General features: G+C 67.6%; 22 protein-coding genes. 11 read left to right on the top strand and 11 right to left on the bottom strand.

Annotated elements, in window-relative coordinates:
- Window positions 1-34: 34 nt before the first annotated feature.
- The 3 genes from IP86_RS22540 to IP86_RS22530 all read right to left on the bottom strand — a co-directional run bounded on the left by IP86_RS22540 (window position 35) and on the right by IP86_RS22530 (window position 3,334).
- The gene (locus IP86_RS22540; RefSeq protein ID WP_054164670.1) at window positions 35-1,213 is read right to left on the bottom strand and encodes an extracellular catalytic domain type 1 short-chain-length polyhydroxyalkanoate depolymerase; all 1,179 of its coding nucleotides are present in this window, start codon (window positions 1,211-1,213) and stop codon (window positions 35-37) included.
- 148 nt (window positions 1,214-1,361) lie between these two features.
- On the bottom strand, window positions 1,362-2,720 hold the full coding sequence (chrA, locus tag IP86_RS22535) for a chromate efflux transporter (RefSeq protein WP_054164669.1): 1,359 nt from the start codon (window positions 2,718-2,720) through the stop codon (window positions 1,362-1,364).
- A complete protein-coding gene (locus IP86_RS22530) occupies window positions 2,717-3,334 on the bottom strand; it encodes a hypothetical protein (protein WP_156332593.1) in 618 nt (205 codons plus the stop codon). The genes chrA and IP86_RS22530 overlap by 4 nt, the downstream gene beginning before the upstream one ends.
- Window positions 3,335-3,618: 284 nt before the next feature.
- On the opposite strand from IP86_RS22530, the gene IP86_RS22525 reads away from it, so the two are divergent.
- The 3 genes from IP86_RS22525 to IP86_RS22515 are packed head-to-tail and all read left to right on the top strand — an operon-like array spanning window position 3,619 to window position 5,156.
- On the top strand, window positions 3,619-4,080 hold the full coding sequence (locus IP86_RS22525; protein ID WP_054164751.1) for a DUF2269 family protein: 462 nt from the start codon (window positions 3,619-3,621) through the stop codon (window positions 4,078-4,080).
- A 48-nt stretch (window positions 4,081-4,128) separates the two neighbouring features.
- On the top strand, window positions 4,129-4,602 hold the full coding sequence (locus IP86_RS22520) for a DUF2867 domain-containing protein (RefSeq protein ID WP_082364209.1): 474 nt from the start codon (window positions 4,129-4,131) through the stop codon (window positions 4,600-4,602).
- A 41-nt stretch (window positions 4,603-4,643) separates the two neighbouring features.
- Window positions 4,644-5,156, top strand: a complete 513-nt coding sequence (locus IP86_RS22515) for a hypothetical protein (RefSeq protein WP_245290716.1) — start codon at window positions 4,644-4,646, stop codon at window positions 5,154-5,156.
- A gap of 3 nt (window positions 5,157-5,159) precedes the next feature.
- Here the strand turns inward: IP86_RS22515 and IP86_RS22510 are convergent, their stop codons facing one another.
- The gene (locus tag IP86_RS22510) at window positions 5,160-6,275 is read right to left on the bottom strand and encodes an FUSC family protein (protein WP_054164665.1); all 1,116 of its coding nucleotides are present in this window, start codon (window positions 6,273-6,275) and stop codon (window positions 5,160-5,162) included.
- Window positions 6,276-6,439: 164 nt separating this feature from the next.
- On the opposite strand from IP86_RS22510, the gene IP86_RS22505 reads away from it, so the two are divergent.
- The 6 genes from IP86_RS22505 to IP86_RS22480 all read left to right on the top strand — a co-directional run bounded on the left by IP86_RS22505 (window position 6,440) and on the right by IP86_RS22480 (window position 13,137).
- Window positions 6,440-7,804: an MmgE/PrpD family protein gene (locus tag IP86_RS22505; RefSeq protein ID WP_054164664.1), complete on the top strand. Its 1,365-nt coding sequence runs from the start codon at window positions 6,440-6,442 to the stop codon at window positions 7,802-7,804.
- 85 nt (window positions 7,805-7,889) lie between these two features.
- Window positions 7,890-8,495, top strand: coding sequence for a PAS domain-containing protein (locus tag IP86_RS22500; protein ID WP_054164663.1), 606 nt, complete (start codon window positions 7,890-7,892; stop codon window positions 8,493-8,495).
- Between the two features lie 147 nt (window positions 8,496-8,642).
- Window positions 8,643-10,061 carry a malonyl-CoA decarboxylase gene (locus IP86_RS22495; RefSeq protein ID WP_054164662.1) on the top strand — a complete coding sequence of 473 codons (1,419 nt, stop codon included), beginning with the start codon at window positions 8,643-8,645 and terminating at the stop codon, window positions 10,059-10,061.
- Between the two features lie 129 nt (window positions 10,062-10,190).
- Window positions 10,191-11,108 (top strand): pirin family protein, encoded by a 918-nt coding sequence (locus IP86_RS22490; RefSeq protein ID WP_054164750.1) that lies wholly within the window; start codon window positions 10,191-10,193, stop codon window positions 11,106-11,108.
- A gap of 66 nt (window positions 11,109-11,174) precedes the next feature.
- Window positions 11,175-12,092: a phosphoribosylaminoimidazolesuccinocarboxamide synthase gene (locus IP86_RS22485; RefSeq protein ID WP_054164661.1), complete on the top strand. Its 918-nt coding sequence runs from the start codon at window positions 11,175-11,177 to the stop codon at window positions 12,090-12,092.
- Window positions 12,093-12,354: 262 nt separating this feature from the next.
- Entirely contained in the window at window positions 12,355-13,137 is a 783-nt protein-coding gene (locus IP86_RS22480) for a crotonase/enoyl-CoA hydratase family protein (RefSeq protein WP_054164660.1), read from the top strand.
- Window positions 13,138-13,266: 129 nt separating this feature from the next.
- Here IP86_RS22480 and radC read toward each other — a convergent pair whose 3' ends face one another.
- Window positions 13,267-13,986, bottom strand: coding sequence for a RadC family protein (gene radC / locus IP86_RS22475; RefSeq protein WP_054164659.1), 720 nt, complete (start codon window positions 13,984-13,986; stop codon window positions 13,267-13,269).
- Between the two features lie 88 nt (window positions 13,987-14,074).
- Entirely contained in the window at window positions 14,075-14,326 is a 252-nt protein-coding gene (locus IP86_RS22470; RefSeq protein WP_054164658.1) for a hypothetical protein, read from the bottom strand.
- 142 nt (window positions 14,327-14,468) lie between these two features.
- Between IP86_RS22470 and ku the strand changes: the two genes are divergently transcribed.
- Complete coding sequence (gene ku, locus IP86_RS22465; protein WP_054164657.1) at window positions 14,469-15,470, top strand: non-homologous end joining protein Ku; 1,002 nt, start codon at window positions 14,469-14,471, stop codon at window positions 15,468-15,470.
- Window positions 15,471-15,674: 204 nt separating this feature from the next.
- On the opposite strand, the gene map is transcribed toward ku, so the two are convergent.
- Window positions 15,675-16,499: a type I methionyl aminopeptidase gene (gene map, locus IP86_RS22460; protein ID WP_054164656.1), complete on the bottom strand. Its 825-nt coding sequence runs from the start codon at window positions 16,497-16,499 to the stop codon at window positions 15,675-15,677.
- 98 nt (window positions 16,500-16,597) lie between these two features.
- Window positions 16,598-17,911, bottom strand: coding sequence for a mechanosensitive ion channel family protein (locus tag IP86_RS22455; RefSeq protein WP_054164655.1), 1,314 nt, complete (start codon window positions 17,909-17,911; stop codon window positions 16,598-16,600).
- A 289-nt stretch (window positions 17,912-18,200) separates the two neighbouring features.
- Here IP86_RS22455 and IP86_RS22450 point away from each other — a divergent pair, with 289 nt between their 5' ends.
- Window positions 18,201-19,994, top strand: coding sequence for a potassium/proton antiporter (locus tag IP86_RS22450; RefSeq protein ID WP_054164654.1), 1,794 nt, complete (start codon window positions 18,201-18,203; stop codon window positions 19,992-19,994).
- 18 nt (window positions 19,995-20,012) lie between these two features.
- Here the strand turns inward: IP86_RS22450 and IP86_RS22445 are convergent, their stop codons facing one another.
- From IP86_RS22445 to IP86_RS22435, 3 genes are all read right to left on the bottom strand, one after another.
- Window positions 20,013-20,507 (bottom strand): TlpA family protein disulfide reductase, encoded by a 495-nt coding sequence (locus IP86_RS22445; protein WP_054164653.1) that lies wholly within the window; start codon window positions 20,505-20,507, stop codon window positions 20,013-20,015.
- The gene (locus IP86_RS22440; RefSeq protein ID WP_054164749.1) at window positions 20,504-21,715 is read right to left on the bottom strand and encodes a sialidase family protein; all 1,212 of its coding nucleotides are present in this window, start codon (window positions 21,713-21,715) and stop codon (window positions 20,504-20,506) included. Before IP86_RS22440 ends, IP86_RS22445 begins: the two co-directional genes overlap by 4 nt.
- A 20-nt stretch (window positions 21,716-21,735) precedes the next feature.
- Window positions 21,736-23,965: TonB-dependent receptor family protein (locus tag IP86_RS22435; RefSeq protein WP_054164748.1), on the bottom strand; the 2,230-nt coding region annotated here is incomplete at its 5' end.

Genomic DNA, 23,965 nt, shown 5'->3' with positions numbered 1-23,965 from the left:
TGGAGATGGAACCGCCGCGCCTGCGGCGAAGCACTCACTTCATCAGGCCCGCCGCGGTGAGCGCGCGGGTGATGACCGCGTTGACATCGATGCCGCGACGGTCGCGCGGCCCCTGCCCGGCGCGCGCGCCGGCGGAACTGCGGGGTTTGGCCTTGCCGGCATGCGGCTCGGCAGTCGCGGCCTCGCGCTCGGGTTTGGGCACCGGCTTGCTCAACGATTTCTTGTGCTGATGAATCCGGCCGGTGAGACCGAAGAACTCCGCGATGTGGCGAGACGAGGAGATGCCGGCGTCGAGCAGATACGGACCCGCGACGCCATACGGCTCGTCGTCGGCAAGACCGAGCGGTGTGCCGTGCGCCATGTCGGTGATGGTGTAGGACTCCACGGTCGGCTCACCGCTCGTGTTCCACCACACCCGATGCGGAAAGCCGTCGACCTTGCGCTCCGCCATCGGCGTTTCGGGCAGGCCGTGCAGATCGAGCCACTGCCTGATCAGCGCATCGGCATTGCCGGGGTGCACCGTGCGATCGGCGCTGCCCTGCCACACCGACAGTTTCGGCCACGGCCCGCGATGCGGCGACGCCTTGCGGACCAGGTCGCCGAGCGCGTGCGCCGACTGGTGCGTCGGATGCCGCATCTCTTTCAGCGCCGCCCGAACATTGGTGGCGACGCCGTAAGGCAGCCCGGCGATCACGGCGCCGCCGGCGAACACGTCCGGATAGGTCGCGAGCATCACCGCCGCCATTGCGCCGCCAGCCGACAGACCGGTGACGAAGATCCGCGCCCGGTCGATATCGTGATGCTGCGCCAGATGCTCGACCATCTGCCGGATCGACCCGGCTTCGCCATGGTCGCGGTGGATGTCCTCGGGCACGAACCAGTTGAAGCAAGCATTGGGATTGTTGGCGCGCCTCTGCTCCGGCATCAGCAGCGCGAAGCCGTAGCGCCGCGCCAGGGCCGACCAGCCGGCGCCGATGTCGTAGCCCGCCGCCGTCTGGGTGCAGCCATGCAGTACAACGACCAGAGGAATGCGCCGCGACAGCCCCTCGGGCACGAACGACAGCATCCGCAGATGGCCCGGATTGGCGCCGAAATCGAGCGTTTCGGTGAGCGGACTGGCGGTTTCGGCATCCCCGCCGCCACGGTCCAAGCCACTGAAGCCGTTCATTTTTCGCATGTGAGCGAGGAAATCGATAGTGTTCTTGAGGGACACGGCAGCTCCTGATCGGTCAGCCCGCAGGCGCAGGCTCATATAGTTGCTGCACTGCAATATGGAATGGACGTCGCGGTTTTGTGCGCAGTTTGCGCAGCACAGGCGGATTGCAAGATCCGAATACCCTGAAGGTTCCTGCCCTCCCGGCTCAGACCAGCCCGGCGAGGTGCAGCGCGAGACCCGCGCCGGAACACAGCAGCAGCACCACACCGGTGCCGGCCTTGAAGCGGAACACCGCGACCATCGCGACCCCGGCGAGCAACGCCGCCCAAGGATTGAAGCTGGCCAGCACCGGCAGATCCAGCGACAGCCCGGCGACCGGCAGTTTGCGCACCTCGCGGAAGATGGTGTGCAGCGCGAACCACAGCGCAAGGTTGAGCATCACGCCGACCACCGCGGCGGTGATCGCCGCGAGCGCCGCCGACAGGGCCGCGTTGCCGCGCAGCCGTTCGATGTAGGGCGCGCCGAGGAAGATCCAGAGAAAACACGGCGCGAAGGTGACCCAGGTGGTGAGCAGCCCGCCGAGCACGCCGGCCGCCACCGGCGGCAACACACCCGGCGCCCGATACGCCGCGACGTAGCCGACGAATTGCAGCACCATGATCAGCGGCCCCGGCGTCGTCTCCGCCATGCCGAGGCCGTCGAGCATCTCGCCGGGCCGCAGCCAGCCATAGTGATCGACCGCGAGCTGCGCCACATAGGCGAGCGCCGCATAGGCGCCACCGAACGTCACCAGCGCCATTTTGGAAAAGAACACCGCGAGCTGGCTGAAGACGTTGTCGGGCCCCAGCCCGACCAGCAGCGCCGCCACCGGCGCCAGCCACAGCACCAGCCACACCCCCGCCACCCGCAGCGTCTGGGCCGACGAGCGATCGGCTGGCGTCACCAAGTCGTCGTCGCCGCCGTCCGATGCGACGCGCGCCGGCATCAAGCCGCTGCGGTTGCCGAGCCAGCCGATCAGGCCGGCGCCGAGCACGATCAGCGGGAACGGCACGTCGAAGATCATGATCGCGAGCAGCGCCACCACCGCAAGCGCCCGCATGCTGCCGGTCTTCAGCGCCCGGCCGCCGACCCGCGCCACCGCCTGCAGCACGATCGCCAGCACCGCGGCCTTGAGGCCGAAGAACAGCGCGGCGACGATGCCGAGCTGGCCGAACGCGACGTAGACGATGCTGAGCGCCATGATGGCCAGGGCGCCCGGCAGAATGAACAGGCCGCCGGCGATCAGCCCGCCGCGGGTGCCGTGCATCAGCCAGCCCAGATAGGTGGCGAGCTGCTGCGCTTCCGGCCCCGGCAGCAGCATGCAGTAGTTCAGCGCGTGCAGAAACCGCTCCTCGGAGACCCAGCGCTTTTCGTCGACGACGATGCGGTGCATCACCGCGATCTGCCCGGCGGGACCGCCGAACGACAGCAGCGCGATCCGCAGCCATGCCGCCGTCGCCTCGGCGAGCGAGACGCCGTGGCGACGCGCATCCGCCTCCCCCGGCTGCGGCACGGCTGTGCTCAAGCACGCTCCCGGGCCGCCGCCAGGCGCGGCGCGGATCTGGCCGCAAGGGTCTGGTCGATCGCGCAGATGCCGACCTGGCACATCGCGCCGGAGACGAGATCGCCGCCGCGCTGAAGGTCCTGCGCCAGCGCATCGAACTGGCCGCGCAGCAGCCGGAGCGTCTCGACCGCCACAACCGCGTGGCTGCGGCCGAGCGGCGCGAGTTGGCCGCGCAGCCGGCGCAGCTCGCCGTCGGCTTCGGCGACACGCCGCTCGGCGCGCGCGATCCGCTCCAGCAGGCGCGCGCGCTCGGCGGCGAATTCGGTTTCGGCAGATGCCAGCCTGTCCTGCAGCGCCGCCAGCGCCCGCTGTTGCGGAGCGGCATCCTCACGCAGGCTCCGCGCTTCCGCCTCGGCCTCGCGCGTCGCCGCGCGGCTGCTCTCCGCCTCGCGGGCCTGCTGCTGCAGCAGCGCCTCGGTTTCCCCGATACGCCCCACCAACTGCTCGATCAGGCCGGCCGCATGACGCAGATAGCCGGCGCTCTGGCCGGTGGCGATCAGCTCGGAAAAGCGGCGCAAAAATCTAACAATCTCCAGCTCGCTGGGAGACTCGGGCAAAAGCTGGGGTCTGCTCATGCGGCTCGCCGGATGGAGCGGGAGGGAAACGCGGCAGCGCCGCGACTCACGTGATTAGTCACGCTAACAACTCTGCGGGGCCGCCTCAACTGGTGGCCGCGCGAAGGTTTCACGACTGCTCGCAGCACGTTCCGCGCCCCCGCGTGCGCGCGCCATCCTGCCGCGCAACGAAGGTCGATTTGACAAGCGCCCGGAAAACCCCGAGCAGATCATGGCCGCCGCACGTGACGGCTGCGGCGGCGCTGACCGGCGGGCCCGGACCGGAGTGAATTTTGTCGGACCAGATCTACGACGTTTTCAAGTTCCTCCACGTCGTCGGCGTGGTCGTGCTGGTCGGCAACGTGACGATCACCGCGTTCTGGAAGGCGTTCTCCGACATGACGCGCGATCCCAGGATCGTCGCCCACGCCCAGCGCGGCGTCACCGTCTCGGATTTCATCTTCACCGCGGTCGGCATCGTGCTGGTCATGGTCGGCGGTTACGGCGCCGCGATCCACAAGGGCATCCCGTTGTTCTCGTCGTTCTGGCTGGTCTCCGGCCAGCTGCTGTTCGCGGTCTCCGGCATGATGTGGCTCGGCATCCTGATTCCGTTGCAGATCCGTCAGGCGCGCGCGGCGCGCGGCTTCGCCGACGGCAGCCCGATTCCGGACAGCTACTGGCGCGACGCCAAACGCTGGCTGGTCTGGGGGATCGTCGCCACCGTGCCGCTGGTCGCGGCGATCTTCGTGATGGTCGTCAAGATCTGACCGGCCACGCGCCGAGCCCGGCCGCAGAGCAACATCGAGGAGCTGTCGATGCCCGTCCAGGAGATCCGCCCGACCGTCGACCGCGACGCGCTGCTGCCCGGCGCCGACTTCGTCGACGCCTTTGCGGTCGGCATCGGCAGCCGGACGCTGGACGCCCGCAGCGCCGCGATCCGGATGATCGAACACGGCCCGAGCTGGATCGGCATGCTGATGCGGCTGCGCAATCTCATCATGGCGCCGTTCGGCTTGAAGACGCCGGATCCGAACCGGCCCGATCGCGGCGACACCATCGGCATCTTCCCGGTGCGCAGCCAGACGCCGGAACGGATCGTCGCCGGCTTCGACGACAGCCACCTCGACTTCCGCGTCGTGATCGATCTCGACGGCGAGGCGCCCGCCCGCCGGGTCGTCGCCTCGACGCTGGTGCGGACCAACAACCGGCTCGGCCGGATCTATCTGGCGAGTATCATGCCGTTTCACCGGATGGTGGTGCGGGCAATGCTGCGCCAGCTGGCGGATTGACGCGGCGGCGGAACTTGAAAGGACGGCAGCGGTTGGCGGACGTGGACGGCGAAATCGACCAGAACAGCGGCGCAGCCGCGGTGGACGCGACGACGGCGGCGTTGGCGCGCGCCTTCGACAGCGCGTGGGAGCGCTTCATTGAAATCGAAGGCTCGCGGGTCGACAACGAGGACAACCGCAAGCGGCTGGCGGCGCGCATCGTCGCGCTCGCGCGTGCCGGCGAGACCGACGAGGACACGCTGGCGCAGTCGGCGCTGATCCATCTGTGCGTGCTGGAGGAAGCCACCCGGCTCGGCAGCAAATTGAAGACCGCCGCCGCGGCGCCCCTGCCGTCGCCGCCCGCCGAGCCGGCGACGACACCGCAGGCTTTCAGCCCGCAGGTCGTTGCGGCGATGTCGGAGGCGCTGGAACGCTGCGTCGAGACGTTGCCGCTGCAGACGCCGTCGCGCGTATTGCAGTTTCTGTCCGACCGCATCCTCGAAGACGCCTCGCGCGGCGAACACGATCCGCAGCGGCTCAGCGAGCTCGCGCTGGAAGCGCTGCGCACGCGCTGAAGCTCAGGCCGCCGACGCCTTGCCGGCGGCGCTCGCCTTGACCCACTCCGCCACCCGCATTTCCAGGTCGACGAAGTTCTGACGCAGCTGCTCCATGGCGAAGCCGAGCGCGAAGAACCGCTCCATCTGCTCGCCCGACAGGCCGCGCGTCAGCCCGTCCTGCCGCACCGCCTGGACTTCGGCCGCATAGGCGTCGAGCGCGGCGGTGACGGCGCGCAGCGGCGGTGGCGGCGCGCGGTCGCGCAGCGCCGCGGCGCTGGCTGCGAGGTGCAGCGTCGCCGCCGCGCGAAAGGATTCCAGCGACGGGCCGAGGCGATCCTTCAGGGGGTCCGGCAGCGGCGCCGTCACGGCGCGGCCGACCATTACCAGATCATGCCGCAGCCGCAGCAGCGTGCGGTTCAGAGGCGCAAGGTCAGGACCGGCCGACAGGCCGGTGGCGCGCTCGTGCTCGGCCTCGCCGCCGATCTGGTTGAGCTTCACCAGCGATTCGCCGATGCCGTCCTGCAGGCGATGCAGCGCGTCGGTATCGAGCCCCTTGGTCAGGCCGTTGAGCAGCTCGCCGAGCGCCACCGCCATCAGATCGAGCGCCCGCGCGGCCGAGCCGAGCGCCAGCCCCTGCGCTCGCGACGGCAGCACCAGGAACGACACCAGCAGGCCGGTCAGGGCGCCGACCGCGACTTCCAGCACCCGGTCGATCGCCGAATCCAGCGGCGCCACCTTGGTCATGGTCGGCACCAGCAGCACGATGATCGCCGTGACGGTGGCGACGTTGAAATACGGCTTGATGGCGGTGAGCAGCGCCAGCGGCGCCACCACCAGCGCCAGCACGCCGAGCAGCTCCAGCTCGTTGTGATGCGGCAGCAGGATGGTGATCGCCCCGCCATAGATCGCGCCGCCGATGGTGCCGACCAGATAGTCGAACGCGATCTGCACCGAGCGGCCGACGCTGAGCTGGGTGACGATGATGGCGGTCAGCACCGCCCACAGCGGCAGATGCAGGTGCAGCGCCTGCGCGATCGCCAGCGCTAACAACGACGCCAGCGTGACGCGCAGCGCCAGCCCCCATTGCGGCCGGCGCGGGCGCCATTGTGCGGGATATCGGGACCAGAACGGCTTCATGCAGATGGAATCGCGGCCTTTGAGGTGACGGCTGACAGAGCATAGCGGCCGCCGCGGCGCAATCGCCGGCTCGGCCGGTGCGCAGCCCCGCTGTGCAGCCGCGCGGCTTGAACCCTGTCGCCGGCCCGCCTAACGTGCCGCGCAAAACAACAAGGGACCCCTCGATGGCCAACGAAACCGCCACGCTCGCCGCCTACGTCGCCGCGCTCGACTTCGACGACATTCCGCAGGACGTGTTGGCCCGGGCCAAGGTGCTCACCCTCGATTTCCTCGGCAGCGCGATCCGTGCCCGGCGCGACGCCGAATCGACCCCCTCTCTGCTGGCGACCTTGCAGGCGCTGTCGCTCGACGCCGACGGCGACGCCACCGTGTTCGGCGACGCCAAGCGCCGCACCCCGGCGATCGCCGCCCTGCTTAACGGCGCGTTCGGCCATTCGCTCGATTTCGACGACACCCACGCCGACTCCTCGCTGCATCCGTCGGCGCCGGTGGTGCCGGCCGCCTTCGCGGTCGGCGAACTGGTCGGCGCCTCGGGCCGCGACGTGCTGACCGCGATCGTCGCCGGCTACGAAGTCTGCTGCCGACTCGGCAATGCGCTCGACCCGACCTCGCATTACGCCCGCGGCTTCCACCCGACCGCGACCGCCGGCACCTACGGCGCCGCCGCCGCGGCCGCCAAGCTGTACGGTCTCAGCGCCGAACAGATCGTCTCGGCATTCGGCGTCTCCGGCAGCCAAGCCGCCGGCTCGCTGCAATTCCTGGTCAACGGCGCCTGGAACAAGCGCTACCAGGTCGGCGCCGCCGCGATGAACGGCGTGATCGCCGCGACGCTGGCCAAGAACGACTTCCTCGGCTCCAGCGAATCGGTCGAAGGCATTCACGGCCTCTTGGTCGGCTACACCGACACGCCGCATCACGACAAGGCGGTGGCCGATCTCGGCAAAGTCTACGAGACGATGAAGATCGGCGTGAAGCCGTATCCGAGCTGCCGCTATACGCATGCGGCGATCGACGCACTGATCGCGATGCGCCGCGAGCACAATCTGACGCCCGAGCAGGTCAGGAAAGTCGAGGTCGGCCTGCACCGCAACGGCATCACGCTGACCGGCGACGCCGCCACCAAGCGGCATCCGTCGTCGATCGTCGGCGGCCAGTTCTCGATGTTCTTCACCGGCGCGCTGGCGCTGGAGCAGGGCAGCTTCGGCTGGGACGATTACAGCCGGCTCGGCGACCCGGCGATCGACGCGCTGGCCGATCGCTTCGACGTCGTTCAGGACTCCCGACTCGAAGGTAAGACCCACCCGTTCGGCGCGCGCGTCTCGATTACGACGGACGACGGCGTCCACGAACGGATCTACGCCGATCCGTCGGGTGAGCCGAACTCCTTCCCGACCGACCAGGCGATGGCGCAGAAATTCCTGCAACTCGCCCGGCCGGTGCTGAACGGCGGCGCGCAGACCTTCGCCGACGCGATCCTGTCGCTGGAGCGGTTCGGCAAGGTTTCGGAGGTCACTGGCCTGGCGCGCTGAGCACCGCTAACCCCCAAAGGTATTGACTTACTTACAATCCTGAGTAGTTAATTCGGCCGGCACACTTGTGCGGTGGGGCTGGCCGATGCAGCGGTTCGTTTGCGAACAGAACATTGCGCATTTCGCGCGGCTGCTCGGCGAAGCCACCGACCCGACGCTGCGGCGAACCCTGCTGATGCTGCTGTCCTCGGCGAGGCGCGAGCTGGCGCTGCTGAACTCGCAGATGTCCGGCGCCAATCTGTCGCCACTGCCGCCGAAGCGGCCGAACGGCGATCTCGCCTCGGTGATCGCCCAGCTCCGCCCGAGCTTCGAGACCTCGACGCATCCCTACATGCTGATCGATCCCGGTCCGGGGTTGAAGATCATCGACATCAACGACGCGTTCGCACGGGCCACCTTCGCCAACCGCCACGACATCATCGGCAGGCCCTTGTTCGAAGTCTTTCCGGACAATCCGGCGATCGACACCGCCGACGGCGTGAGCAATCTCTATGCGTCACTGAGCTCGGTGGTGGAGACCGGGCAGCCGCACGCCATGCAGGTCCAACGCTACGACATGCGCGACCCCGCCGGGACGTTCGTCGAACGCTATTGGCAGCCGATCAACACGCCGATCCATGACGCGGAGGGACGGCTGATCTGCCTGCTGCATCATGTCGAGGACGTGACGGCCGAAGTGCTGGCGAACTGACCGTCGCAGCAGCCGCGATCACGATGCCGTGGCGCAACCATCTGCGGCGTCGCGCGTCTGGAACAGGTCGCGCCGCGCCTTTATGCTTTCGTCGTAGCCGCGCCTGCTGCGCGACGCCATTCCGTCCGAAGCCACAAGGAGAATTGAATGCCGCAAGCGACCGTCGATCGCGCGTCGGAATTCCTCGGCGGGTTATTCACCAGCCTCACCGAGCGCGGCCGCAGCTTGTTCCGGTCGAACAGCAATCAGCCCAAGACCAAAGAGGAGCTGATCGCGCTCGGCGAAACGCTGCTGTCCCGCCGCGGCGAAGCGACCGGTGTGGTGCTGGCGCGCACGCTGCTGTCCGGCTACGACGACGCCGACGAGCAGGATCAGATCGGCTTTCTCGACGCGCTCGCCGAACAGTTCGGCCCCGACCTCGCCGAGCTCACCGCGGCGGTCGAAGCGTTTCACGTCAGCGGTGCGTCACCGGACGCAGCAGGTCGCCTGCTCGAAGCCGCCGAGCCGCGCCGGCAAGAATTGATCCGCCGCCTCAACCTCGCCCCCGGCGGCACCGCGTCACTGGTGCGGATGCGCGAGGGCGTGCTGCGGCATCTCGGCGATCACCCGCAGCTCAAGCATGTCGACGATGACTTCGTGCATCTGTTCACCTCGTGGTTCAATCGGGGCTTCCTGGTGCTGCAACGGATCGACTGGAATACGCCGGCGAATATTCTCGAAAAGATCATCCGCTACGAGCAGGTCCATGCCATTCACAACTGGGACGATCTGCGCGCGCGGCTCGCGCCGGCAGACCGGCGCTGCTACGGCTTCTTCCATCCGCAGCTGGTCGACGAGCCGCTGATCTTCGTCGAAGTCGCGCTGACGCTGGAGCGCCCGAACGCGATCGCACCGCTGCTTGACCTCGACCGTGCGCCGATCTCGCCGAAGGATGCGACCACGGCGGTGTTCTATTCGATTTCCAATACGCAGAAGGGCCTCGCCGGCATTTCGTTCGGCAACTTCCTGATCAAGCAGGTGGTCGAGGAGATCAAGCGCGAGCTGCCCAATGTGCAGAGCTTCGTCACGCTGTCGCCGGTGCCGGGCTTCGCCAAATGGCTGGCGCGCGAACGCGCCGACGCTGATTCCGTATTACTTGACGCTTCTGCCCGCGCGGCGCTCGAGGTGCTCGACACGCCGAACTGGTTCGAGGACCAGGAAACGGCCGATCACATCAAGCCGCTGCTGCTGCCGCTCGCGGCCGCTTACTTCCTGCAGGCCAAGAACCCGCGCGGCCTGCCGCTCGACCCGGTGGCGCGCTTCCATCTCGGCAACGGCGCACGGCTCGAAGCCCTCAACTTCCTCGGCGACCGCTCGCCCAACGGCATGCGGCAGTCGCACGGCCTGATGGTGAACTATTTGTACGCACTCGGCGAGATCGAGGCCAACCACGAGGCCTTCGCCGAACGCGCCCAGATCGCCGCCGCATCATCGGTGCGCAAGCAACTGCCGTCGAAGCCGCTGACCAGCGAGCCGCGCAAGACCAACGGCAAAGCCGCGCCGCTGGCGATCGCCCCGCCGGCGTGAGACGCGGCCGATACTAGCAATGACCTAACCCCGTCATTGCGAGCGAAGCGAAGCAATCCAGACACGTGCACCGAGCTGGATTGCTTCGTCGCTTCGCTCCTCGCAATGACGGATCTCAGGGAGACCACCATGAGCTGGATGCCATCGATCGATCCGGAGCTCGGCGATCCGCAGAGCTGCGACGCGCTCGATCTCGTCATCGTGCCGCGCACGCGAGACCTCGGCGACGGCTTCGCGGTGCGCCGCGCGCTGCCGCACGGCAAGCGGCAGATGGTCGGGCCGTTCATCTTCTTCGATCATTTCGGCCCGGTGCAGTTCATTGCCGGCAAGGGCATGGACGTGCGGCCGCATCCGCATATCGGGCTCGCCACCGTCACCTATCTGTTCGACGGCAAGATCATGCACCGCGACAGCGAGGGCAACATCCAGGAGATCGCACCCGGCGCCATGAACCTGATGACCGCCGGCCGCGGCATCGCGCATTCCGAGCGTACCCCGGACGTCGAACGCCGTGACGGCCAGGCGATGCTCGGCCTTCAGAGCTGGATCGCGCTGCCGAAAGGCAGCGAGGAAATCGCGCCGTCGTTCCAGCATTTCGCCGCCGCGACGCTGCCGACGATCGAGACCTCCGGCTTCACCGCCCGGGTGATCGCCGGCTCGGCATTCGGCAAGTCGTCGCCGGTGACGATGGTGTCGCCGTGGTTCTATGCCGAGGTCAACGCCCGCGCCGGGACTTCCGTGCCGCTCGATCCCGACCACGAGGAGCGCGCGATCTATCTCGTCGATGGCGAGATCGAGATCGCCGGCGACCGCCATGTCGGGCCGCAGCTGCTGATCTTCCGCCCCGGCGACCGCATCACCGTCCGGGTCAAGACCGACACCCGTATGATGTTTCTGGGCGGCGACGCGCTGGAAGGGCCACGCCACATCTGGTGGAATTTCGTCTCCTCCAGCAAGGAGCGCATCGAACAGGCCAAACAGGACTGGAAAACCGGCCGTTTCGCCGCCGTTCCGAACGAGAGCGAGTTCATTCCGCTGCCGGAATGATAAACTGGCGCTCCCGATTGTTGCGCACCGCCGCCCGCCGGCGGTCGCCTGCTGCGTGAGACCGCCATGACCACGATGCTTTCGAGCGACCTGCCGCTGACCAAGATCGGCCGCGGCAAGGTGCGCGACATCTACGCCGTCGACGACGACCGGCTGCTGCTCGTCACCACCGACCGGATCAGCGCGTTCGACGTGGTGATGGGCGAGACCATCCCGAGCAAGGGCGCGGTGCTGACGCAGGTCAGCGCGTTCTGGTTCAGCCAGCTCGGCGGCGTGGTGCCGCATCACATGATCAGCGCCGACACCGACGAGATCATCGACGCCGTGCCGGTGCTGGCGCCGCACCGCGCCGAGATCGCCGGGCGGACGATGCTGTGCAGGCGCACGATCGTCTTCCCGATCGAGTGCGTGATCCGCGGCTACATCACCGGCTCGGCCTGGAAGGAATACGCCGCCTCCGGCACGCTGGCCGGCGAGAAACTGCCCGAGGGCCTTTTGGAAAGCGGCCAGCTGACACCGCCGATTTTCTCGCCCGCCACCAAGGCCGAGACCGGCCACGACGAGAACATCACCGTGGCGCGGATGCGCGAGATCGTCGGCGAGGAGGATGCGTTCACGCTCGAACACATGACCCGCGCGATCTACACGCTCGGCGAACAGATCGCCCGCGAGCGCGGCATCATCATCGCCGATACCAAGTTCGAATTCGGCCGCGACCAGGACGGACGGATCATTCTGATCGACGAGGTGATGACGCCGGATTCGTCGCGGTTCTGGGCCGCCGACGCGTATCAGCCCGGCCGGCCGCAGCCCTCCTTCGACAAGCAGCCGCTGCGTGATCACCTCGACGCCGAACGCCGCGCCGGCCGCTGGAACGGCGAGGCCCCGCCGCCGAAGCTGCCGGACGACGTCGTCAACGCCACCTCGCAGCGCTACCTCGAAGCCTATCGGCGGCTGACGGGAACGGACCTGGTGGTGAAGTAACAGCGTTCGTCATTCCGGGCGCCGCGCAGCGGCGAGCCCGGAATCCATACCCCCTGGCGACGCAGCAAGGCACGGCGGCTCGGCGCAAGTGCATCTTCATTGGCACTGGGAGTATGGATTCCGGGCCTGCGCCCTCCGGGCGCATCCCGGAATGACGACGCCGCGGCGCCGGCCTTTGATAATAATCAAGGCTGACGACGCAGCCGCAGCTGATATCACATCCGCAACATCCGCCTGACCTCGCACGACGACGGAGCTTTTCATGCCCAAGGACACGGTGCTGATCAATCGTGACGGACCGGTGACGATCGTCTCGATCAACCGGCCGGAGCGCCGCAACGCGGTCGATGGCGCCACCGCCAAGAAGCTGTACGACGCCTTCCTGGCGTTCGACGCCGACGAGACGTCCTCCGTTGCGGTGCTGACCGGCACAGGCGGCACCTTCTGCGCCGGCGCCGACCTCAAGGCGGTCGCGTCGGGCGACGCCGAGCGGCGGCGCGACATCGCCGGCCATGGCAGCATCGCGCCGATGGGCCCGAGCCGGATGCGGCTGTCGAAGCCCGTGATCGCCGCGGTCGAAGGCTTTGCGGTCGCCGGCGGGCTCGAACTGGCGCTGTGGTCCGACATGCGGGTCGCCGCCGACGACGCCACCTTCGGGGTGTTCTGCCGCCGCTTCGGCGTGCCGCTGATCGACCTCGGCACCATCCGCCTGCCGCGGCTGATCGGCCATTCGCACGCGATGGACCTGATCCTGACCGGCCGCGCCGTCTCCGGCATCGAGGCGCACCGCATCGGCCTCGCTAACCGGCTGGTTCACCGCGGCGAAGCGGCGCTGTGCGCCATCACGCTCGCCAAGGAGATCGCCGCGTTCCCGCAGACCTGTCTGCGCGCCGACCGGCTGTCGGCCCTGCAGCAATGGGACATGCCGGAAGAGGACGCCATCATGAACGAAATGCGCGGTGGCCTGCAGGTGATCGACAGCGGCGAAACCCTCCAGGGTGCCGAGCGCTTCAGCGCGGGTGAAGGCCGGCACGGGGCGTTTTGAACGGCGAGCGAGTAATTAGCTCGGCACAGCCTCTCCCCGTCATTGCGAGGAGCGAAGCGACGAAGCAATCCAGCCCCGTGCCCGGCCGCTGGATTGCTTCGCTTCGCTCGCAATGACGGAGGCGCCGCCCTAAAACAACTTCATCCCCTTCAAACTCGCATGGCCGTTCTTGCCGACGATGATGTGATCGTGGACGGCGACGCCGAGCGGGTCGGCGATGGCGGCGATCTGTTTGGTCATCTGAATGTCGGCCTGCGACGGCGTCGGGTCGCCGGACGGGTGATTGTGCACCAGGATCACCGCGGTCGCCGACAGCTCCAGCGCACGCTTGACGATCTCGCGCGGATACACCGGCGTGTGATCGACGGTACCGACCTGCTGCAATTCGTCGGCGATCAGCTGATTGCGCTTGTCGAGAAACAGGATGCGGAACTGCTCCTTGTCGGCGAACGCCATCGTGGTGCGGCAGTAATCAATGACCACCGACCATGACGACAGCACCGGCCGCTGCTTCACCTGCCCCTTGGTGACCCGCGCCGCCGCCGCCGCGACCAGCTTGAGTTCGGTGATCGCTGCCTCGCCGAGGCCACTGACCTCGCGCAGCCGCGCATCCGGCGCGTGGATGGCTTCGGCGAACGAGCCGAACCGCGCGATCAACGCCTTGGCAAGCGGCTTGACGTCGCGGCGCGGCAGCGCGCGGAAAAGGACCAGTTCGAGCAGTTCGTAGTCCGACAGCGCGTCGGCGCCGGCCTCGCGAAACCGCTCGCGCAGCCGTTCGCGATGGCCGTGGTAATGCGGCGCCTCGGCGAAACCGGGCTGATGCAAACGCTCACCGCTCTCTGCTGGCATGACGGCGCAGTTCCTGATCGCCCAACCATGCCGCGCGCCGCCGCTTTTGCAACCGGCAATTCTCGGTTTGCCCCGATCGGCAGAGCCATCAGTCCGCCGTCGGCAGCCGCCGCATCGTAAACTCGATGGTATCACCGGGCAGTTCGCGCCAGCTTTCAACGCCCGACATATAGGCGGCCTTCGGCCACGCCTCGAAAAAGGCCCGCGCCTTGGCCCGCGCATCGAGCCGCGGCAGCACGAAGGTCTCGCGCACGAACCCGTCGGCCTTGCTGCGCCGCGCCATGCGTTCCGCAAGGTCGCGGGGCTGATCTAAGGGCGCATTCCGGCTGCGATCGACCATCCTGCTACTCCGAACCAAACGAATGGTAATCCAGATAAACGGTAATATAGACGCGCCGGGAACGATTCCGAGGCCCTGCACTTGAGTCCCGGTTCCAAGGGCCGACCTGGCTCAGTGTGTTGCGTTCGTGGAGTTTGCGTCAATGGCCCCTCGCGCCAATTGGAAAGGCTTTTTGCGGCTGTCGCTGGTGACCTGCCCGGTCGCGCTGTTTCCGGCGACGTCGGACTCCGAGAAGATCAGCTTCAACCAGATCAATCGGAATACCGGCCACCGCATCAAGTACCTCAAGGTCGATGCCGAGACCGGCGACGAGGTGTCGTCCGACGATATCATGAAGGGCTACAAGGTCGATTCCGACACCTACATCGAGATCACCCGCGACGAGCTCGACGCGATCGCGCTGGAATCGACCCGCACCATCGAAATCGATCAGTTCGTGCCGAAATCCGAGATCGACGATTTGTATCTGGTGCGGCCCTACTACATCGTGCCGGACGGCAAGGTCGGCCACGACGCCTATGCGGTGATCCGCGAGACCATCCGGTCGATGGACCGCGTCGCGCTGGCCCGCGTGGTGCTGACGAACCGCGAGCACGTCATCGCGTTGGAAGCCCGCGACAACGGCCTGATGGGCACGCTGCTGCGCTATCCCTACGAGGTGCGCGATGCCGCCGATTACTTCGACGATATCCAGGACGTGAAGATCACCAAGGACATGCTCGACCTCGCCAAACACATCGTCGAGCAGAAATCCGGGCATTTCGAGCCGGACACATTCGAGGATCACTACGAGACCGCACTGACCGAACTGATCAACAAGAAAGTCGCCGGCCAGCCGATCGCCGCCAAGGCCCGCCCGCGCGGCGACAATGTCGTCGACCTGATGGAAGCGCTGCGCAAGAGCCTCGGGCAAAGCGGCAAGGCGGCGCCGGAATCGGCGAAGAAGCCGGCCGCGTCCGAGAGCGCGGAGAAGTCTGTCCCCTCCAAGCCGGCCCGCACCAAGAAGCGCAAGACCGCGCCGGGACAAAAGGAGATGCTGCTGCCGATCTCGGGCAGCGGTGCCGGCAAGGCGAAGGAAGAACCGGCGAAGGGGAAGAAGCCCGCGCGCAGTGTGGCAAGTAGCAAGGCGCGGAAGGCCAGTTAGTTCAGTGCCCGCGTCGCCCTCACCCCAACCCTCTCCCGCAAGCGGGAGAGGGAGCGCGCCGTGCGCGGGGAGAGGATGATGAATGATTTGGCGTCTGCTTGCAGGTGCCGCATTTCGTCAGCGGCAGCGGGCTCCCTCTCCCGCTTGCGGGAGAGGGTTGGGGTGAGGGTGCCCCAGGCAGTGAGCTTGCTGTCTCCGCGCCCGTCAGCTCACGAACGGCGGCTTGTCCAAGCCCTTCGGCGACAGCGTGAAGATCTCGCAGCCGGTCTCCGTCACGCCGATCGAGTGTTCGAACTGCGCGGACAGCGAGCGGTCGCGGGTGACGGCGGTCCAGCCGTCGGACAGAATTTTCACATAGGGTTTGCCGAGATTGATCATCGGCTCGATGGTGAAGAACATGCCGGGCTTGAGCACCGCGCCCTGGCCGGGGCTGCCGACATGGATGATGTTCGGCTCGTCGTGGAACAGCCGGCCGAGGCCGTGGCCGCAGAAGTCGCGCACTACCGTCATCTGCTGCGGCTCGACGAAGCTCTGGATCGCGTGGCCGATGTCGCCGGTGGTGGCGCCGGGCTTCACCGCCGCGATGCCGCGCAGCAGCGACTCGTAGGTGACGTCGATCAGCCGCTCGGCTTTGCGGGCGATCGGGCCGACCGGATACATCCGGCTGGAATCGCCGTACCAGCCATCGACGATCATGGTGACGTCGATATTGACGATGTCGCCTTCCTTCAGCGGCCGGTCGCCCGGCATGCCGTGGCAGACCACGTGATTGACCGAGGTGCAGGTCGAATAACGATAGCCGCGATACATCAGCGTCGCCGGAAAGGCGCCGTGACTGAATGCGAAATCGCGCACGAACTCGTCGATCCGCGAGGTCGGCAAGCCCGGCTTGACGATGTCGACCAGCTCGTCGAGGCACTGCGCCACGACCTGCCCGGCCTTGCGCATGCCGGCGAAACCGGCCGGTCCATGCAGTTTGATCTGCCCTGTCTTGCGCAGGGCGGCGTCCGAGGCGTCCACGTAGCTCATTGGGCCGGTCTGGTTCGGGAAAACGAAGGATTCATGGCAATCTAGTCATCGACGCGCCGCACGCAAGCCGAAGCCGCTCCGGACGAGACCGGAGCCGCTTATTGCGGCATTTCGACGATGGTTTCGACCGGCAGCGCGCCGCCGCGCACCCGCAATTCGCGCACCGGATAGGGAACGCGGATGCCCTCGCGCTTGAACGCGTCCCATAGCCCGAGCATCGCCTCGCTCTTGACGCCGTCCATGCCGTCCGGCTCGGCGATCCAGAACGTCAGGGCGAACTTCATGCCGGTGTCGGTGAATTCGGTCAGGATGCAGCCCGGCGGCTTGGTCTTCGAGGCCCGCTCCACGCCGGTTGCCACCTCGACCGCCAGCTTGCAGACGACGCGCGGATCGGCGTCGTAATTGGTCGCGAAGGCGACCTTCACCAGCGTGTTCTTGTCGGTGTAGGTCCAGTTCACGACCTTCTGGGTGATCAGGTCCTCATTGGGGATCAGGAATTCGCGGCCGTCGCCGGCGGCAACCGAGATATAGCGGGTGTTCATCGCGCTGATCTTGCCGGAATTCTCGCCGATGGTGACGAGGTCGCCGGGCTTCACCGATTTGTCGGCCAGCAGGATCACGCCGGAGATGAAGTTGCCGAAGATCTTCTGCAGGCCGAAACCGATGCCGACGCCGACCGCGCCGGAGAACACCGCCAGCGCCTGCAGGTTGATGCCGACCGCGCTCATCACCAGCGCGATCGCCGCCACCATCAGGCCGATCCGCATCAGCTTGATCAGCAGCACCTGGATCGACGGCGTCAGGTCGCGGGTCTGCTTGATGCGGCCTTCGAAGAAATTGCTGCCGATATTGGCGAGCCACAGCGCCACCGCCAGCAGCACGGTCAGCTTCAGCACCAGCAGCGGCGACAGCCGCAAGCCGCCGATCTCGATCGAGACGGAGTCCAGCGCCTCGAGCACCGGAAACAGCTGCCCGATGATGCTGAGCGCCGCCACGCACCAGGCCGACACCGACACCACCCGGATCAGGAAGGCGTTGCGCAGGATGCTGGTGACCAGCCGGATCACCAGCCAGGCCAGCGCCAGCTTGGCCGAGATGCCGATCAGGTAGCTGCGGCTCGGCCAGGTCGCCTGCAGCATCACCAGCCGCATCGCGATCACCACCAGTGCGAAGATCGCCGTCCAGGCGCTGTCGATCACCACCCGCAGGAACATCCGCAGCGGCGCCGGCCAGCCCATCGTCAGCTTGGTCATGTCGACCCGCGCCTTGATCAGCGCGCCGCCGCCGAGCCCGATGCCGAGCGCCACCAGGATCATGCCGAGCTGGGTGTAGAACCACGGCGAGGTGATTTCCGCGCCGACCGAACTCGCCGCCGCCAGCAACGCCTCGTAGGCCTGTGTCAGATCAATCATCGTCCCCGCCGCGCTCCCGCTGTTGGCGGGTTTGTCTTAGCGGGCGGCCGGAATTTCTGCCAGCAGCTCACTGCCTGGGGCGCCCTCACCCCAGCCCTCTCCCGCAAGCGGGAGAGGGAGCCCGCTGCGGCTCGGGGCTACCGCAAAGTTTTAAACAAAGGCCCTCTCCCCCCGCACGGCGAGCTCCCTCCCCCGCTCGCGGGGGAGGGTTGGGGTGAGGGCGACGCGGGCACGGCGCCTGCACGACGATAGGGACGACAGCTGCGAGTCGCTCCGCTACACAGGGACCATGGATTCCCTCGACACCGTCAGCATCGCCATCCTGCTCGGCGCCATCCTGGTGATGGCGGGGATCCTGTCGAGCCTGCTGGCGCTGCGGTTCGGCGCGCCGTTGCTGCTGGTGTTCCTGCTGCTCGGCATGCTGGCCGGCGAGTCCGGCCCCGGCGGGCTGAAGTTCGACGATCTCTCGACCACCTATCTGGTCGGCTCGGTGGCGCTGGCGCTGATCCTGTTCGACGGCGGCTTGCGGACGCGGTTCTCCAGCATCAAGACCGTGCTGGCGCCCTCGATGGGCCTCGCCACCGTCGGCGTGCTGGTGACGGCGCTGATCACCGCGCCGGTCGCGCTGTATGCGCTCGACCTGAACTGGACCGAGGCGCTGCTGGCCGGCGCCGTGGTCGCCTCGACCGATGCGGCTGCGGTGTTTCTGCTGGTGCACTCGCAGGGCCTGCGGCTGCGGCCGCGGGTCGGCGCCACGCTGGAGGTCGAGTCCGGCACCAACGATCCGTTCGCGGTATTTCTGACCCTGATGCTGGTCGAACTGATCAGCCGCGGCGAGAGTTCAACCTTGCATGTGATCGTCGAATTCGTCCGCGAATCCGCGCTCGGCGCGCTGATCGGCGTGGTCGGCGGCCGCGCCGTGGTGATGGCGCTCAACCGCGTGGCGCTGCCGCAGGGCCTGCACGCGCCGTTCGTCGCCACCGCGGCGCTCGTCGTGTTCGGCACATCGCAGATGCTGCACGCCTCCGGCTTTCTGGCGGTGTATCTGGCCGGCATGATCATCGGCAACCAGCCGACCCGCGCGCATAATTCGGTGGTGGCGTTTCTCGACGCCGCCACCTGGCTGGCGCAGATCGTGATGTTCGTGCTGCTCGGCCTGTTGGTGTCGCCGCAGCGGCTGATCGCCAGCGCCGGCCCCGCCGTGCTGGTGGCGCTGGCGCTGATGCTGGTGGCGCGGCCGGCCGCGGTGTTTTTGTGTCTCGCCCCGTTCCGCTTCAACTGGCGCGAGCGGCTGTTCATCGCCTGGGTGGGCTTGCGCGGCGCGGTGGCGATCTTCCTGGCCTCGATCCCGATGCTGGTGAACCTGCCCAAAGCCTATCTGTATTTCGACGTCGCCTTCGTGGTGGTGATCATCTCGCTGCTGCTGCAGGGCTGGACGCTCGGCCCCGCCGCCCGCAAGCTGCACGTCGCATTGCCGCGCACCGACCGCGGCCCGCGCCGCATCGAACTCGACCTGCCCGGCCAGCTCGAGAAGCAGCTGGTCGGCTACCCGGTTCGCGCCAAGAGCCTTTACCTCAAGCGCGGCCTGATCCCGTCCTGGTCGAAGCCGACGCTGGTGATCCGCGACGAGCGCATCCTCACCCCCGAGGAGGCCGAGCCGGTCGCGGCCGGCGACTACGTCTATCTGCTGGCGCCGCCCGAGAAGGCCGAGGCGCTCGACCGCTTCTTCGTCGACATGCCGCCGTCGTCGGCCCCGGACCCGCATCTGCTGGGCGACTTCGTGGTGCCCGGCGAGACCTCGCTGGGCGACCTCGCCGGCGCCTATGGGATCAGCGTCAAGCCCGGCGAGGAGGCGCTGACGCTGGCCGATTATTTCGACATCAATCTCGACCGCGCCCCGACGGTCGGCGCCGAGCTGCCGCTGGATTCGATCGTGCTGGTGGCCCGCAGCCTCGGCGGCGGCCGCGTCAACGTGGTCGGCCTGCGCCTGCCCGAAGACGAAGACGACGCCCCGCCGCCGAGCCGCAAGCAGCGGGTGCGGCGCAAGCTGTCGAACGTCTGGTCGGCGCTCTCCGGAACGTAAGTCGCCGGCCTGCGGATGCTACTTCGCCGCCGCGTGCTTGGCGGACCATTCCTGCAGCGTCGCGGGCTCGACCATGCCTTCGATCGTGACGATCTCGCCGTTCGGAGCGATCAGCAAGGTGCGGGGAATGTCGCCCTGCCAGGCGGGATCGATCTCGTAGCGCAGGCGCTCGGCGAAGCCGTCGGTGAACACCCAATTGTCCGCTGCCGACAGCCCGGCGCCGCGCAGCATCGCCAGCGCCGGCTGCTCGGAATTCGGCACCAGATCGGCATCGATCGTCACCACGTCGACGCCCGGATGCTGCGCCATGAAGGCGCCGAGCCGCGGCAGCTCGACCTTGCAGGGCCCGCAGGTCACGCCCCAGAAATGCACCAGGGTCGGCCGTCCGGCATGAGCCTGCAGCAGCGGCTTCCAGCTGCCACGTCCGAACGGCTTCAGACCGCCGCTCTCGGAGGCCGCGGCCGGCGGCAGGCCGACCGCCAGCAGCATCAGCACCAGCAGAAATCGCCTCATGGTTCGCGCCCGATCGGTTGCAGCCGATAGCCCTCGGCCTTGGTCATCCACGACAGATACATCGCGCGTCCGTCCGTCACCAGCAAGGGATGGTCCGAGGCATCCTTGGTGGTGGCGATTACCCGCGGCGCCGACCAGCTGCTTCCATCGTCGGGCGAGGTGATGAGCAGGACCGTGGTGGCGTCACCATCGAACTGCTTCCACACGATCGCGGTCTGGTCCGCGCCGGCCAGCACATAGGGCCACGCCGGCGCCCGCTCGGGATCGCCGAGCCGCATCGGCTCGGAGAAGCTCTGCCCGCCGTCACGCGACTGCGCGTAGAACAGCCCCTTGCGCGCCTTGCCGGCGGTGTACCAGACGACGTGATAGGTGCCGTTCGGCGACACCGACAGGCTCGGCCCGTGATGCGGGCAGGCCGCGATCTGCCAATTGTCGGTGCTGACCCGGTGCAGCGGGCCGGGCACGCCCGCTTCCGAGAAGGTGATCACCGCATGATCGCGGACGCCGCCGTCGAACATATTGCGGAACACAACCACAGCGCGGCCGGCCGGATCGAAGGCCAGCGCCAGCCGGCAACACTCGCAGGTGTGCGGTGCTGCGACCGTTGCCGGCGTGTAGCTCGCACCGCCATCCGGCGACGAGGCGAACAGCAGCGCGGCGCCGTCATACTTCTTGCCCGCGCTGCGCGCCGCCGCCCGGTCGCGCTTGTCGAGCCATGCGGCGAACAGCTGGCCGTCGGGACGAAAGCCGATCGCCTCGAAGCGCTGGCTCTCGGGATCGGCGGTGATCGGCCGCGGCGGCGCGAAATGGGCGCCGCCGTCGGTGGAGCGGCTGGTGAACACCTCGCCGTTGAAGGCGTCGTCGCGGAAGGTCGAGAACGTCACGGCGACGTGTCCGTCGCGATCCAGCGCGATCTTCGGCCGTGCATCCGGACCCCAGTCGAGCTTCGGCATGCCCTGCGTCACCGCCACCGGCGGCGACAGCGTCCGGCCGAGATCGGCCGAATGCGCGACCGAGACCTGGCCGCCCGCCATCCAGATCAGCCACAGCGTGCCGTCGCGCGCGAAGGCCGGCGTGACCTTGGAGGCGCAGCGCAACTCGGTCGTCGCGCAGGCCGTTTCACTGTCGTGACGATGACCGGACTGCGCCGCGGCGGAAGCGGCCGACAGCGCCAGAGCGAGCGCCGCGATGAGAGTTCGACGGGCCATGGCCGCCTCCTTGTCGAAGATCACCGGAAGGCGATCTTCATGCCTCCGACGAACGCGCGCGGCGAGCCCGCATAGATCGACCCGGACGTCCCCGCCAGAATGCTGGCGGGATTCTGCACGCCGGCCGCATTCACCGTATTGGCGATGTTGTTGGCCGACGCGATGTAGGTCTTGTCGAACAGGTTGCGGATCTCGAAGAACACGCTGAGCTGGCGCAAATAGTCCGACTGCAGATCGGTCTTGTAGTGCAAATTGAGATTGACCAGATCGTAACCCGGCGCCTTCAGCAGATTGGCGTTGTCCAGATAGAACGAGTCCTTCCACACCAATTCGACGAAGCCGCCGAGGCCCGTGAGAGCGCCGCGCAACTGGTCGTAGCCGACCCGCGCCGTCAGTTCGTTGGGCGAGATGCCGGGGATCTGATTGCCGGCGCGGTTGAACCGATAGGCGCCGATGCTTTCGGTGTAGTCGGTGTAGATCTCGTCGAGCCGCGTATAGGCGATCTTGGCCTCCCAGCCCTCGGCGAATGCCCAGCGGCCGGCGAATTCGACGCCGCGATGCTCCGAATGCGGCGCGTTGAAGCTGTAGCTGATGCCGGCGACCGGCGTCGCCTGCGACACGATCTCGTTATTGAAGAACTCGTAGAACGCGGTGGCGCTGAGCGTCAGCGACCGGTTCGGCGTCCAGTCGGCGCCGATGTCGTAGCCGACATTGGTCTGCGACTGCAGCGCGGTGTTGTTGCCGGCAAGGCCGCTCGGCAGCACGAACAGATTATTGACCTGCGGCGTGCCGTAGCCGGTCGCGACCCGGGCGTGCCAGGTCCACTCGGCGCTCGGCCGGTAGATCAGCGCGAATTCCGGCGCGGTGTTCTGGAATTGCGGCGAGGCGCCGAGCACGGTCGGCACCACCACGTTCGGATTGTTCAGCGTCGGATAAGCGTAGGCGGTGCTGACGCCCTTGAGCTGCGTGGTCTCCCAGCCGATGCCGGCGATCGCCGTCACGGTCGGTACGAGTTGCAGTTCCTGCCGGGCGCGCACGCCGTAATTCGTCGTCGTGCTGGCGAGGTTGCTCTGCAGCCGGCCGACCGCGGCGTCGCCGCTCGGCAGCACGTTGTAGCTGTCGCCCGACGCGCTGAGCGTGTTGTACCAGGCGCCCAGCAACGAGGTCGACGCCATGCCGAACAGCTCGCCGCGCTTGGTGATGTCGCTGGAGAAATTATACGACGGATAGTCGCCGACCGCGCTGGTCGAGCCGGTCGGCTGGCTGATGTTGCGGTCGTCGAACACGAACTGGTTGCGCCAGGTCGTGGTGTTGTCGAAATCGTGCTCCCAACGCCCGCCCACGATGGTGCGGCGGTCGTCGCGGTTGAGCCCGGCCTGCAGCGCCGTCAGCGTCGACTTGGTGCCGTTGAAACCGTTGTTGAACAGCGACACCGTTCCGCAGCCGGCGACTGCCGCGGTGATGCAGCCGGCCTGATACGGGTTGAGGTTGTACTGGTTGAGCGACAGCCGCAGCGGCAGCCGGGTCGACAGCTCGTTGTCGATCAGCTTGACGGTGAAACGGTCGTCCGGCGTCGCCTGCCAGGTCGCCAGGAAGTTCACCGTCTGGGTGTTGAACCAGCTGTTGGTGATGAAGCCGTCGCCGCGCGCGTCGCTGGCGAACAGCGAAGCCTCGAAGGTGCCGACCTTCTTGCCGACCGTCAGATAGTTGCTGAGATAGCCGAAGCTGCCGCCCTCGACGCCGTATTCGGCGCCGTCGATGCTGCCGCCCGGCCGGGTGCGGAAGTTGAGCGCGCCGCCGGTCGCGTAATTGCCGTACAGCGCCGAGGACGGGCCGCGGATCACGTCGATCGCGCTGTAGGCGTGCGGATCGATCAGGTCGCTGCGCGACAGGCCGTCCGGCTGGGTGACCGGAAAGCCGTCGTCGAAGATCACGATGTTGCGGATGGCGAAGCCGTTGCGCGCGTTCGAGCCGCGGATCGAGATGCCGACATCGCGCGGGCCGTTGCCCTGCTTGACCGAGATGCCGGGGCTGTCGCGCAGCACGTCGGTGACCGAAAACGACGGCCGGTTGTCGAACTGGCTGCGATCGATCGTGGTCGCGGTCTGGCCGTTCGGCGCCTGGAGCAGCCGATCGCGCGCCGCGGTCGCGGTCTCCCGGACGAGCGCGGCGACCGGCGCGGTCGCGGCGGCGCGCACCGGATTGGCGCGGCGCGGCCCCGCAGCCGATCGGCTGCGAGCGGGTGCCGCC

It is taken from the genome of Rhodopseudomonas sp. AAP120 (genome assembly GCF_001295845.1).
Taxonomy (GTDB): Bacteria; Pseudomonadota; Alphaproteobacteria; order Rhizobiales; family Xanthobacteraceae; genus Rhodopseudomonas.
The sequence above is the reverse complement of the archived record's forward strand: the minus strand, read 5'-3'. Positions and strand labels throughout refer to the sequence as shown.